The 13049-nt window shown below is 71.7% G+C and carries 11 protein-coding genes and 1 pseudogene; 2 read left to right on the top strand and 10 right to left on the bottom strand.

The genetic code is table 11. The annotated features are described in order from the left end of the window. Nucleotides 1–37 precede the first annotated feature (37 nt). The 9 genes and pseudogenes from MQN93_RS31685 to infC form a co-directional block, all read right to left on the bottom strand. Complete coding sequence (locus MQN93_RS31685) at nt 38–1378, bottom strand: NsdA family TPR-like regulatory protein (RefSeq protein WP_016434339.1); 1341 nt, start codon at nt 1376–1378, stop codon at nt 38–40. Nucleotides 1379–1655: 277 nt separating this feature from the next. Next, nucleotides 1656–2750, bottom strand: a complete 1095-nt coding sequence (locus MQN93_RS31680) for a PP2C family protein-serine/threonine phosphatase (protein ID WP_242712279.1) — start codon at nt 2748–2750, stop codon at nt 1656–1658. A gap of 206 nt (nt 2751–2956) precedes the next feature. Next, a complete protein-coding gene (pheT, locus tag MQN93_RS31675; protein WP_242712278.1) occupies nt 2957–5470 on the bottom strand; it encodes a phenylalanine--tRNA ligase subunit beta in 2514 nt (837 codons plus the stop codon). After that, nucleotides 5470–6591, bottom strand: a complete 1122-nt coding sequence (gene pheS / locus MQN93_RS31670; protein WP_242712277.1) for a phenylalanine--tRNA ligase subunit alpha — start codon at nt 6589–6591, stop codon at nt 5470–5472. Before pheS ends, pheT begins: the two co-directional genes overlap by 1 nt. Before the next feature lie 167 nt (nt 6592–6758). Then, nucleotides 6759–7886, bottom strand: coding sequence for a sensor histidine kinase (locus MQN93_RS31665; protein WP_016434343.1), 1128 nt, complete (start codon nt 7884–7886; stop codon nt 6759–6761). A 54-nt stretch (nt 7887–7940) separates the two neighbouring features. Beyond that, a complete protein-coding gene (locus MQN93_RS31660) occupies nt 7941–8789 on the bottom strand; it encodes a TrmH family RNA methyltransferase (protein WP_242712276.1) in 849 nt (282 codons plus the stop codon). A 93-nt stretch (nt 8790–8882) separates the two neighbouring features. After that, complete coding sequence (gene rplT / locus MQN93_RS31655) at nt 8883–9266, bottom strand: 50S ribosomal protein L20 (RefSeq protein ID WP_004933571.1); 384 nt, start codon at nt 9264–9266, stop codon at nt 8883–8885. A gap of 111 nt (nt 9267–9377) precedes the next feature. Next, on the bottom strand, nt 9378–9572 hold the full coding sequence (gene rpmI, locus MQN93_RS31650) for a 50S ribosomal protein L35 (RefSeq protein ID WP_007829094.1): 195 nt from the start codon (nt 9570–9572) through the stop codon (nt 9378–9380). 110 nt (nt 9573–9682) lie between these two features. Next, nucleotides 9683–10346, bottom strand: a pseudogene (gene infC, locus MQN93_RS31645) (translation initiation factor IF-3). 350 nt (nt 10347–10696) lie between these two features. On the opposite strand from infC, the gene MQN93_RS31640 reads away from it, so the two are divergent. Next, nucleotides 10697–11056: a DUF1844 domain-containing protein gene (locus tag MQN93_RS31640; RefSeq protein ID WP_016434346.1), complete on the top strand. Its 360-nt coding sequence runs from the start codon at nt 10697–10699 to the stop codon at nt 11054–11056. A gap of 170 nt (nt 11057–11226) precedes the next feature. Here MQN93_RS31640 and MQN93_RS31635 read toward each other — a convergent pair whose 3' ends face one another. After that, nucleotides 11227–11955 carry an SseB family protein gene (locus tag MQN93_RS31635; protein WP_242712275.1) on the bottom strand — a complete coding sequence of 243 codons (729 nt, stop codon included), beginning with the start codon at nt 11953–11955 and terminating at the stop codon, nt 11227–11229. A gap of 161 nt (nt 11956–12116) precedes the next feature. Here MQN93_RS31635 and MQN93_RS31630 point away from each other — a divergent pair. Beyond that, nucleotides 12117–13049, top strand: a 933-nt coding sequence (locus MQN93_RS31630) for a serine hydrolase (protein ID WP_242712274.1), incomplete at its 3' end; no start/stop codon positions are given.

Below are 13049 nucleotides of genomic sequence, written 5' to 3'. Positions count from 1 at the left end.
AGCAGGGACTGTGGTACGGCGGTGCCCGGGAAGCGGTCTACAGCGGTACGCGCAGTGCGCCGTCGATGAGTTCGGCGGCTTCCGCGGTGCCCGCGCCGCCGCTGCGCACCAGGTGTTCGCGCACCGCCCGGAGTCTGTCGCGCAGCCGCTGGGACTCCATTCCACGCGCCTGTTCGGCCATCTGCACCGCGGTGGCCACGGCCTTGTCGGCATTGCCCCGGCGCAGTTCGATCGTGCTGAGCATGGCCAGCCGGTGCACCCGGCCGCGATCGTGCGCCGGGTTGTCGACGGCCGCCGCCGCGTGCTCCCCCGCGGCCACCAGCTCGCCCAGGCTGAGCAGCGCCTCCGCCACCTGGACGTTGACCAATCCCGGCTGGACATAGCCGGTCTCGTCGGGTTCGTAGCCGCGCCGGATGCGTTCCGCGGCCTGTTCGGCCCGCCGGATGCAGGACAGCGCGGTCGTGCCGTCGCCCAGGTGCGCGTACGCCTTGGCCTGCATCGCGTAGAGATCGCAGGCCAGCGCCGGGGTGATGTGCTTGCCTGCGGCCCGCAGCGCGGCCTCCGCGAAGGCGACGGCCTGCCGGTACTCCCGCATGAACAGCGACTGGTTGACCAGCAGGGCGATGACATACGCCCCGAGTCCCCGGTCCCCGCTGGCCTTGGCCAGCCGCAGCGCCTGGTGGAAGTAGCGCTGGGCCAGACCGTGCGCATCGGAGTCGTAGGCGCAGATGCCCGCGATGGCCACCAACCCGCCCGTCGCCCGGTGCAGTTGGCGTCCGGTGGCGTCGGTGTAGCTGCCGCGCAGCAGCGGGGCGGCCTCGGCGTTGAGGAAGCCGACGATCCGGGTGCGGGTCGCTATGCCGCCCGCCTTGCGGTACATCTGCTCGTAGTGGGTGCGGGCCGCGCGCAGCATCTCCAGGTCGCCGGGGGTGACCCGGTGCCGGCCGCCGCGTGAGACGTCCGTGTCCTCGGGCGGGTTCTCCCACTCCCACACGGGCATGACCGCGGGCGTGCCGGTCACCGCGGGCGCACCCAGAATGTGCGGGCGCTGCTGCTCGTCGGAGCGCCACAGCGCGGTCGCCCGCTCGACGAAGCCGGACAGGGACGTGCCGTGCGGCGTGGACGGCTCGCCCGGTACGCCGAGACCGATGTCGTCGAGGGTGACGGGGCGGTGCAGCCGGCCCGCCAGCACCTCGCAGATCAGGTCGGGCACCTGCCCCCGGGGCCGCTGCCCCTTCAACCACCGTGCCACGGCGGTGTGTTCGTAGCGCAGTGCGAGGCCGCGTGCCCGCCCCGCCTGATTGACGTGTGCTGCCAGCCCCGCATGCGAGATCCCGGCCTCGTCCAGGATCGCGTCGAGCAGAGTGTTGGGCTGCATGTATGCCCCCCGGGTGGCTCGGTGCCCGTCAGACTAGTGCGAACACCTTCACACGGGGTGTGAACGGAGTGCTCGAATCCGCAGCGTGCGCGCGCTGTCGCGGAGAGTTTCCTACCGGTTGACTGAAATGCCTCGCAAGAGGCCGGCCGGGCCGCCGGCTCCCCCTCGTACAGTGCGGCGGCCCGTTCTCGCGCCGTCCGCCCAGCTGCCTGCCCGACACTCCGTGGCGGGCGGACGGCCTGCCGGCAGCTTGGCAGTGCGACCACGCGCCGTCGCGTCACAGGTGCGTGGTCGGCTGCGGATGCGTCGTGGCTGTTCGCGCCGTTCCCCGCGCCCCTGATGTCGGCTGCAGTCGGCGGTCGTTGCACAGGGCGAGGAGAGCCACGTCGTCCGCGGGGGCGCCGGCCGTGTGGCGCAACAGCGCCGTGAAGATCGAGCCGAGGACCTGTTGAGGGACGGGTACCTGGGTGTCACGTACGCAGCGGGCCAGGACCTCGCCCAAGGGAAAGAACCGGCCACGGCCGTCCCGTGCGTCCTCCACGCCGTCCGTGTGGAGGAGCAGGGTCTCTCCGGGGAGCAGGCGGCCGCAGTGCTGCACGTCCAGTTCGGGCGGGAGCGGGAACGGCCCGAGCGGAGGGAGGGGATCCGCTCGGGCCACGGGCTCCACCCGTCCACCGCTGAGCAGATGGGGCCAGGGGTGCCCGCAGTTGAGCAGGCGCACCTCACCCTCGGGCCCGATCTCCAGCAGCAGTACGGTGACGAACTCCTCCGCCACCGGGTTGTCGGGCTCGGCTCCGGCCGAGGGATGCTCGCTGCGCGCCCGCTCGCGCAGATGCCGGGCCAGGGCGCGCTCCAGCCGCCGTGCCACGGAGGCGAGTTCGGGCTCGTCGTGCACGGCCTCGCGGAAGCTGCCGAGCACGGCGGCCACCGTGCCGATGGCGGCGATCCCGTGCCCGCGCACATCACCCATCACGGCCCGGACACCGTGCTCGGTGGCGACGGCCTCGTACAGGTCGCCGCCGATCGCCGCATCACGGTCGGCGGACAGCTGGGCGGCCGCGACGTTCAGCCCGCCGACCCGCGGCGGCAGCGGTCGCAGCAGCGCGCTCTGCGCGGCGCCCGCGATCCGGCGGACCCGCCTGAGCTCACGCAGCAGCGCCTGCCGGACGTGGAGTATCAGCCCTGTCCCGACGGCGAAGAAGACCGCACAGGTCACGGCCCGTGCACCGAGGCCGTCCTGCTGGGCGAGCGGACAGATCATCTTGTACGAGACCGCCACGGCGCCCCACAGGGTGGGCAACGCCAGCGCGAGCGCCCGGCACAGCGGCCGCCTCCTCGCGCTGCGGCGGATTCCGGGCTTGATGCGGATCATGCCGATTGGCCCCCCAATTCAGGCCCCGACAGCACAGATCGGACCGGCCCCGAAAGACCGGTCCGATTCTGTCGACCGCATGACCCGACTGAGCCAGATCACCCGGGTTTGTCACCCGAACGAGTGAGCACCCCCAAGCAATTCGCATTTATGCAGGTGAGGGGCATATTCGCGGGGTAACTGCGGGGCTTCCCCCACCCCTTGGACTAACCCCGAAGAACAGCTCCGGTCCGCTCGCCCGCGAGGGCGACCGCAGCATCCCGAGCCGCGGAAGCCTCGTCCACGGTCAGCGTCCGGTCAGCGGCCCGGAACCGCAGCGCGTACGCCAGCGACTTGCGGCCCTCACCCAGCTGCTCGTCGTTCTCGTAGACGTCGAACAGCCGGATCCCCTCGAGGAGTTCACCCGCCCCCTCGCGCAGTGCGGCCTCCACGTCGGCGTGCGGCACGGCCTTGTCGACGACCAGGGCGACATCCTGCGTCGCCACCGGGAACGTGGAGATGCTCGGCGCCTGCGGGGTGTCGTCGCCGACCGCCTCCAGCGCGTCGAGATCGATCTCCATCGCGCAGGTGCGCGCGGGCAGGCTCAGCGCCTTGATCACGCGCGGGTGCAGCTCGCCGGCGTGACCGACGACCTTCTCCGCGCCGCCCGCGACGACCACCAGCTCGGCGGTGCGCCCCGGATGCCAGGGGCCGTACTGCCCGCCCCTGACGATCAGTTCGGCGCCGGCCTCACGGGCCACGATGCGGGCGGCCTCGATCGCGTCGGCCCAGTCCGCCGGACGGCCCTTGCCCCACCAGCCCGCCTGCTCACGGGCGCCCGCGAGGACGACGGCCGCGTGGCGCGGCTGCTCGGGCAGCGCGGCGTCCAGCTCGGCGATCTCCTCGTCGGTGGGACGGCGGTCGACCGGAAGGGCCGCGGCCACCCGCTGCTCCGCGTGCGGCAGGAAGACCAGGCCGGTCTCGAAGAGCGCCAGGTCGTGCGCGCCGCGGCCGTCGTTGCGGCGCAGCGCGCCGAACAGGCCCGGCAGCAGCGACGTACGGAGCGCGGGCTCCTCGTCGCTCAGCGGGTTGGTCAGCTTCACGACGCGGCGGGCCGGGTCGTCGGCCTCCAGCAGCAGCTGGTCGAAGACCTGCTCACCGATGAAGGGGTAGTTCGGCGCCTCGACGTAGCCCGCCCCGGCCAGCGCGCGGCCGATGCGGCGGTGCAGCCGCTGGCGGTGCGTCAGGCCACGGCCGGACGGCGGCTTGGGCAGCGTGGAGGGCAGGTTCTCGTAGCCCTCCAGGCGGATGACCTCCTCGGCGAGGTCGTTGATCTCCAGCAGGTCCGGCCGCCAGGACGGCACGGTGACGATCAGCTCGTCCTGGCCGTACACGTCGCAGCCGATCTGCTGCAGCCGCCGGACCACGGTCTCGCGGCCGTAGTCGACACCGGCCACCTTGTCCGGGTGGTCGGCCGGCACGGCGATGGTGTGCGGCGCGGACGGCGCGACGACCTCGGTGACACCGGCCTCGGCGCTGCCGCCCGCGAGCAGCACCAGCAGGTCGACCGTGCGCTGCGCGGCGGCCGCCGCGGCCTGCGGGTCGACGCCGCGCTCGAAGCGGCGGGACGCCTCGGAGGACAGCTTGTGGCGGCGGGCGGTGCGCGCGATGGAGACCGCGTCGAAGTGCGCGGCCTCGATGACGACGTCGCTCGTCGCGTTGTCGGCGTCGTCGTGGTCGGCGATCTCGGTGTTGGCGCCGCCCATGACGCCCGCGAGGCCGATGGGGCCGCGGTCGTCGGTGATCACCAGGTCCTCGGGGTCGAGCGTGCGCGCGACGCCGTCGAGGGTGACGAGCTTCTCGCCCGGCTCGGCACGGCGGACGCCGATGGTGCCCTGGACCAGGGAGCGGTCGTAGGCGTGCAGCGGCTGACCGAGCTCCATCATCACGTAGTTGGTGACGTCCACGGCGAGCGAGATCGGGCGCATGCCGACCTTCTGCAGCCGGCGCTGCAGCCAGATCGGGGAGCGCGCCTCGGGGCTGAGGCCGGTCACCGTGCGGGCGGTGAAGCGGTCGCAGCCGGCCGGGTCGGAGACCTTGACCGGGTAGCCGAAGGCGTTCGGGCCAGGGACGTCGAGCAGGGCCGGGTCGCGCAGCGGCAGACCGTAGGCGATGGCGGTCTCGCGGGCGACGCCGCGGATGGACAGGCAGTCGCCGCGGTTGGCGGTGACGGCGATGTCCAGGACCTCGTCGACCAGTTCGAGCAGTTCGACGGCGTCCTTGCCGACCTCGGTCTCCGGCGGCAGCACGATGATGCCCTTGCTGCCGTCGTCGCCCATGCCCAGCTCGTCGCTGGAGCAGATCATGCCGTGCGAGACCTTGCCGTAGGTCTTGCGGGCGCTGATCGAGAAGCCGCCGGGCAGGGTGGCGCCGGGCAGCACCACGACGACCTTGTCGCCGACGGCGAAGTTGCGGGCGCCGCAGACGATCTCCTGGGGCTCACCGGTGCCGTTGGCCCGGCCCACGTTCACCGTGCAGAAGCGGATCGGCTTCTTGAAGCCCTCCAGCTCCTCGATGGTCAGCACCTGGCCGACGACCAGGGGGCCCTTGAGGTCGGCGCCGAGGTGCTCGACGGTCTCGACCTCGAGCCCCGCCGAGACGAGCCTCTCCTGGACGTCGCGGCCGGTTTCCGTCGCCGGCAGGTCGACGTACTCCCGCAGCCAAGAAAGCGGGACCCGCATCAGATCTCCATCCCGAACGGCCGGGTGAACCGGACGTCACCCTCGACCATGTCTCGCATGTCTTCGACGTTGTGGCGGAACATCAGCATCCGCTCGATACCGAACCCGAAGGCGAATCCGCTGTACTTCTCCGGGTCGACGCCGCAGGCGGTGAGCACCCGCGGGTTGACCATGCCGCAGCCGCCGAGCTCGATCCAGCCCTCGCTGGAGCACGTGCGGCAGGGCCGGTCGGGGTTGCCGACGGACTCGCCACGGCAGACGTAGCAGACCATGTCCATCTCGGCGGACGGCTCGGTGAAGGGGAAGAAGTTGGGCCGCAGCCGGGTCTTCATGCCCTCGCCGAACAGCGACTGGACCATGTGGTCGAGGGTGCCCTTGAGGCCGGCCATGGTCAGGCCCTCGTCGATGGCGAGCAGCTCGACCTGGTGGAAGACGGGCGTGTGCGTGGCGTCGAGCTCGTCGGTGCGGTACACGCGGCCCGGGCAGATCACATAGACCGGCAGCTCACGGCTGAGCAGCGAGCGGACCTGGACCGGGGAGGTGTGGGTGCGCAGCACGACGCCGGACTCGGTGCCGCCCTCGGGGCCCTGTACGAAGAACGTGTCGTGCTCGCCGCGCGCCGGGTGGTCCGGGCCGATGTTCAGGGCGTCGAAGTTGAACCACTCGGCCTCGATCTCGGGGCCTTCGGCGACCTCGTAGCCCATGGCCACGAAGACGTCCTCGATGCGCTCCGAGAGCGTGGTCAGCGGGTGGCGGGCCCCGGCCGGCACGCGGTCGTGGGGCAGCGTGACGTCCACGGCCTCCTCGACGAGCACGCGCGCGTCGCGCTCGGCCTCAAGCTCGCTCTGGCGGGCGGCGAGGGCCTTGCTCACGGCGCCGCGGGCCTGGCCCACGCGCTTGCCGGCCTCGGCCTTGGCGTGCGGGGGCAGGGCGCCGATCTCGCGGTTGGCGAGCGCCAGCGGGGAGGTGCCCCCGGTGTGGGCGACCTTGGCCTCCTGGAGGGCGTCGAGGGAGTCCGCGGCGGCGAAGGCGGCGAGCGCCTCGTCCCGCATGCGCTCGATCTCTTCCGGTTTCAACGCCTCGACCTCGACCGGGTCGTACGACTTGTTCGGTGCCGACATCTCTTCCCGTGCTTCCGATTGTTTCCCAGCTGTCGCTGGTGGGAGGTGCCCCCAGGCTGACGTGCCCCGTCTCGGCCTCGAGACGCTCCGTCTCGGGCTTCGAGGACGCAAAGGTGCCAGGGGCCGAGTCTAACGGGGTCGGAGTATGCGAATGCGCCCGTGGGCCGCTAGGCGAGATACGCCGGGGCTGCCACGGGCAACGTAAATCGGAACTCGGCTCCGCCCCCGGGCGCGCGGCCGACCGTGATGGTGCCGCCGTGGGCCTCGACGATGCCCTTGACGATATAGAGCCCGAGGCCCGTGCCGCCGCGCTTGCTGCCCCGCCAGAAGCGGGTGAAGACGCGGTTCATGGACTCCTCCGGGATGCCGGGCCCCTCGTCGCTCACCGTGACCGACGTACCGGTGTCCTCCCCCTCGCGTGGGGAGGCCGTGGCCGTGACGTCAATCGTGACGGTTCCCTCGCCGTGCCGCACGGCATTTTCCAACAGGTTGCTGAGCACCTGGTCGACCTTGTCGGGGTCGGCCCACAGCGCGGGCAGGGGCTGCTCGATGCGCAGCAGGAAGCGGTCGGCGGGCTGTCCTGCGGCGACGTAGGCCTGGATGTGCCGGCCGACGGCCGCGCCGATGTCGACGGGCTGGCGCCTGACCTCGAGCCGTCCGCTGTCGATCCGCGAGATGTCCAGCAGCTCGGCTATGAGCCGGGTGACCCGGTCGGCGTCGGCGTCGACGGTCTCCAGCATCAGCCGCTTCTGGTCGTCGGTGAAGCGTTCCCACTTGGCGAGCAGCGTGGCGGTGAACCCCTTCACGGAGGTGAGGGGCGAGCGCAGTTCATGGGCGACCGTCGCGATCAGTTCGGCGTGGCTGCGCTCGGTGCGGCGGCGGGCCTCGGTGTCGCGCAGGGAGACCACGACGCGACGGACCGGACCGGCGGGCTCGGCGCGGACGTAGCGCGCCGATACGAGGACCTCGCGGCCGCCCGGCAGCAGGAGGTTGCGCTCGGGCTGGCGGACCCGGGTGGCGAGGCCGCCGTACGGGTCGGTCAGCTGCCACCAGCGGCGGCCCTCCAGGTCCTCCAGGGGCAGCGCCTTCTCCAGCGGCCGGCCGAGGGCGTCGTCGGCGCGGACGGTGGTGATGCGCTCGGCGGCGGCGTTGAAGCAGATGACCCGGCCCTGCTCGTCGGCGACGACGAGGCCGTCGGGCAGCTCGTCGGGGTCGATGCCGAGCTCGGCGAGGTCGCCGTCCCGGGGCGCGGGCGCGCTATGCGCGTCACATGCCCTGCTCGTATCGACACTCATCCCCGTACCCCACCTCTCAGACGGCGCAGGTGGCCCCCCGGGCTGGTCACCCTACTAGCTCTCGGTGACGGAGCGGCACCCTCCGGAGGCGCGCTGTGCACGCGCCGACGCATACAGACATACGGCGGCGGCGGTGGCGAGGTTCAGGCTCTCGGCCTTCCCGTGGATCGGGACGCGCACCACGGCGTCGGCCAGCGCGCGGGTCTCCTCCGGGAGCCCCCACGCCTCATTGCCGAACACCCACGCGGTGGGTCCGCCCATGGTGCCCTGGTCGAGCTCGTCGTCGAGGTCGTCCTTCCCGGCGCCGTCCGCGGCGAGGATGCGTACACCGGCGCCCTTGAGCCCCGCGACGGCCTCTTCCACGGGCACTCCGACGGCGACCGGCAGATGGAAGAGGGAGCCCACAGAGGCCCGTACGGCCTTGGGGTTGTAGAGGTCGACGGAGGCGTCGGTCAGCACGACGGCCTCGGCGCCTGCGGCATCGGCGCACCGGAGCACGGTGCCGGCGTTCCCGGGGTCGCGCACATGGGCCAGGACGGCGACCAGCTTCGGCCGGGCGGCCAGGATGTCGGCGAAGGGGGTGTCCAGGAAGCGGCAGATCCCGACCAGGCCCTGCGGGGTGACGGTCGTCGAGATGTCGGCGACGACCTGCTCGGACGCGAGATGGATGCGGGCCCCGGTGGAGCGGGCCTCGCCGATGATGTCGGCGTACCGCTCCGCGGCCTCGACCGTGGCGAACAGCTCCACGAGAGTGTCGCCGTGGCCGGCCGCCTCCCGCACGGCCTGCGGCCCCTCCACGAGAAACAGCCGCTCCTTCCCCCGGAAGTTCCGCTTGGCGAGCCGCCGGGCGGCGACGACGCGGGCGGAGCGGGGGGAGATCAGCTCGGGGGTCGCGGAGGGCATGGGTTCACCTTTGCAGCTCAGGAAACAGCGGACCCGCAGGCTTTCTCAGCCTGCGGGTCCCTCATGTCACGTCGGCTCTGGGCCGCGTCGGCGTCAGGCGGCCTTCGGGGCGTTGACGTCGGCGGGCAGCGCCTTCTGCGCGACCTCGACCAGGGCGGCGAACGCGGTGGCGTCGTTCACGGCCAGCTCGGCGAGGATCTTGCGGTCGACCTCGACGTTGGCGGCCTTCAGGCCCTGGATGAAGCGGTTGTACGTGATGCCGTTGGCGCGGGCAGCGGCGTTGATGCGCTGGATCCAGAGCTGGCGGAAGTCACCCTTGCGCTTCTTGCGGTCGTTGTAGTTGTAGACCAGCGAGTGGGTGACCTGCTCCTTGGCCTTGCGGTACAGGCGCGAACGCTGACCGCGGTAGCCGGAGGCCTGCTCGAGGATCGCCCGGCGCTTCTTGTGGGCGTTGACTGCCCGCTTGACGCGTGCCACTTGTTAACTCCTTGTAGCGGGGCCGCGGTTGGACTCACACGGCCCGGAAACGATTGGGTCCCGGTCGAGACGTACGGCGCTCGGCGATCGAATGATCAGGCGCCGCGGACGTCACTTGCCGAGAAGCTTCTTGATCTTCTTGGCGTCGCCCGGGGCCATCTCGGCGTTGCCGGTGAGGCGACGCGTCAGGCGCGACGACTTGTGCTCGAGCAGGTGGCGCTTGCCGGCGCGCTCACGGAGCACCTTGCCGGAGCCGGTGACCTTGAAGCGCTTGCTGGCACCGCTGTGCGACTTGTTCTTCGGCATGGCGCCGTTATCTCCTCGTCGGTGGCGTTCCGGTGCCCGGTCGTGAAACCGGGCACGGTGGAACGTCGCTCTTGTATCGGTTACGTCCTGGGGACTCGCGCCCCCCGGGATCACGCCTCGGCGGAAGCCTCGACAGAGTCCTCGGCGTCCGCGGCGTTCTGCGACTTGCCGGGGTTGGCCTTCGCTTCGGCCTTGCGGGCCTCCTGCGCCTGGCGTGCCTCGGCCATCGCCTCGGTCTTCTTCTTGTGCGGACCGAGAACCATGATCATGTTGCGGCCGTCCTGCTTCGGGTTCGACTCCACGAACCCGAGGTCGGCCACGTCCTCCGCGAGACGCTGCAGCAGTCGGTAGCCGAGTTCCGGCCGGGACTGCTCGCGACCACGGAACATGATCGTGATCTTGACCTTGTCGCCCTGCTTGAGGAACCGGACGACGTGACCCTTCTTGGTGTCATAGTCGTGCGGGTCGATCTTCGGCCGGAGCTTCATCTCCTTGATGACCGTGTGCGCCTGGTTCTTGCGCGCCTCACGGGCCTTCATGGCCGACTCGTACTTGAACTTCCCGTAGTCCATGAGCTTGCACACGGGCGGACGGGCGTTCGCCGCTACCTCGACGAGGTCGAGGTCGTACTCCTGGGCAAGCTCCAGTGCCTTGGCCAGGGGGACGATGCCCACCTGCTCGCCACTGGGACCGACAAGTCGCACCTCGGGAACGCGAATCCGGTCGTTGATGCGGGGCTCGGCGCTGATGGATCCTCCTCGGTTAGCACCACACGGCGGTCTGGCGGACAGCCGCGTTTGTCTCTTTTCGACAGACCTAACCGCGCCGAAGCACAAAAAATGCCCCGGACGATCACAGGCGGGGCTCCAAAGGCACTACCGGAGCACCGCCGCGACGAGCCGCGGGGCGCGCTTTCGGGCGACTCCATCGTCCGTACGGAACGATGGTGACCGCCTGACCGGGGTGACCCGCCGTCCCGGGGGACGGTCAGGTGGGAGATCGGAGCCTCCACTTGTGGGCCGGGCTCGCGCACTGCGTGGCGTGTCCGGCCGGTCGTCACACAAGGTTAGCAGCTACCCGGGGGTGGTGCGAACCGGTGTGCACCGGGCCCTATCGTGTGGGGCATGAGTGACACCCCTCCTGAGTCCCCCGCCGACTTCGACGCCATGACCCGCGACATCGCGGAGGTCCCCGCCGTCGAGGTGATCGTGACGGTCGCCGTCAACCTGATGAGCGCCGCCGCGGTGAAGCTCGGCCTGACCGACGAGGGCGACAAGTACAAGGACCTCGACGAGGCCCGCAAGCTGGTGCACGCGCTGGCCGGTCTGCTGGACGCGAGCGCGACCGAGATCAGCTCCTTCCACGCGGCGCCGCTGCGCGACGGCCTGAAGTCACTGCAGCTGGCCTTCCGCGAGGCGTCACTCGTCGCGGACGAGCCGGGCCAGGGTCCGGGAGAGAAGTACACCGGCGCGATCTACGGCTAGCCGGTCGCCTCACGTACAAGGGCTCGCCCGGTGGCGTCCGGTGCGGGCTCCCGGCGTGCCCGGGCGCGGGCGCACGTACTGGATGTACTCGGATCCGTGCCGCCGCGGGCGGGGGCCCGGGCCGGGGGGCGTCGCCGGGAGGCGGGGCTTTCGCGACAGGCCCCGGTCGGTCACCTCATGTACAGGGGCTCGCCCGGTGGCGTCGCCCCGGGCGGGAGCAGGGCCAGGTCGAGGCCGTGCACCAGGCGGGCCCTCAGGGTCTCGTCGGCGGCCAGGCGCTCGGCGACCGCGCGGGCGGCCTCGGCCGGCGCGGCGGACGCGTCGAGTACGAGGGCGAGGGTGCCGTCGGCCCGGCCGGGCCCGAGGTGGGCGCGCAGGACGGACGGCTCGGCCTCGACGACGGCGCGCACGGCCTGCCGCACCGCGGGGTCCGCGAGCGGGTCGGTGGTGGTGCGGCCCTCGGCGAGCGCGAGCAGGGCGGGGCCGGTCAGCTCGAAGGCCACCGGTCCGGCCAGGTCCAGCACCACCGTGTCCGCCTTCTCGTGCGCCGCGGCCTGCAGGGCCTGGTGCAGGGGTACGGCGACGGGGCGGGCCGCCGGGTCCCAGCGGGCCAGCGACTCGGTGGAGGTGAAGGCCGGCAGGGCGGTCCGGGACCCGGCCTTCAGGGTCGGCACGGCCATGTCGCTGGTCTTCTCGCGGCGCAGCCCCTTCTCGTCCTCCTCGACCTCGCCGAGGACGGCCACCACGGGGACGAGCAGCCGGGCGCCCTTCAGGGCCTCCAGGACCGGACCGACGGCCGTGCGGTCCTCGGCCCAGGCGGTGAGCGCCGCGCTCAGCCGGGGGTCGGCGGTGCCGTCGTCGTCGGAGAAGCCGGGGTCGGGAATGTTCTTGTTCGCCACGGTCGTCGACCCTATCGGGCGGATATCGAGGGGTTGCCGCTGGGCGTGTGCGGTCCCGGAAACCCGGCGTTCACGGGCTTCACGGCTTTCTCAGCATCCCCTGACGCACATTTAACAACCGTCCAACGGCACGCACAGTCGCGGCCCCGAGCATCGCGGGCATGGAGTCCCCCGGAGCCGCCCGACGCCGCCGCGCACGTCCGTCCCGAGCGCGCTCCCTGCTCTACGTCGGCCTCGCCGCCGTGACCGTGGTGGGTGGTACGGCCGCCGGGACCGCGTACGTGAGGGCCCAGGCGCACTCCGGTACGGCCCCCGTATCGTCGTCGGCGACGGCGGGCGGGGAGGGAACCGTGGAACCTGTGACGCAGCCGACGGTCGACCGGGACGCGCTGCTGGCCGCGGCCTTGGGGTCGGTGTCCGTCGAGGACGGCGCGGACGTGTCGGTGGCGGTGCTGGATCCGGACTCCGGCGAGGGCGCCTCGTACGGTACGGGTGCCTTCGACACGGCGAGCATCGTCAAGGTCGACATCCTCGCGACGCTGCTGCTGCAGGCGCAGGACGCGGACCGGCAGCTCACCGCGGACGAGAAGTCGTACGCCACCGCGATGATCGAGAACAGCGACAACGACTCCGCGTCGGCGCTGTGGCGCGTCATCGGCGAGGCGGAGGGTCTGGACGCGGCCAACGAGCGGTTCGGGCTCACGGGCACCACCGGCGGCGACGGCATGCTGTGGGGGCTGACCCAGACTACAGCCGCAGATCAACTCACCCTGCTGCGGCAGGTGTTCGGGGACGACTCACAGTTGAGCGAGGCGTCGCGGACGTATCTGCAGGGGCTGATGGGGCGGGTCGCCGCCGACCAGCACTGGGGTGTGTCGGCCGCGGCCGACGGCTCGCAGTGGGCGCTGAAGAACGGCTGGCTGGCCCGCAGCACCACCGGGCTGTGGGACGTCAACAGCATCGGGCGGGTGACGGTGGACGGGCGTGACTGCCTGGTGGCCGTGCTGTCGAACGGCAACTCGACGAAGGCAAAGGGGATCTCGCTGGTCGAGGCGGTCGCGAAGGCCGCTGTGTCGGCCGTGAACGAGGAGGGC

This window comes from Streptomyces spinosisporus (assembly GCF_022698145.1).
In the GTDB taxonomy this organism is placed as follows: domain Bacteria; phylum Actinomycetota; class Actinomycetes; order Streptomycetales; family Streptomycetaceae; genus Streptomyces; species Streptomyces spinosisporus.
Note: the sequence above shows the minus strand (reverse complement) of the source record. Positions and strands in the feature narration are given on the sequence as shown.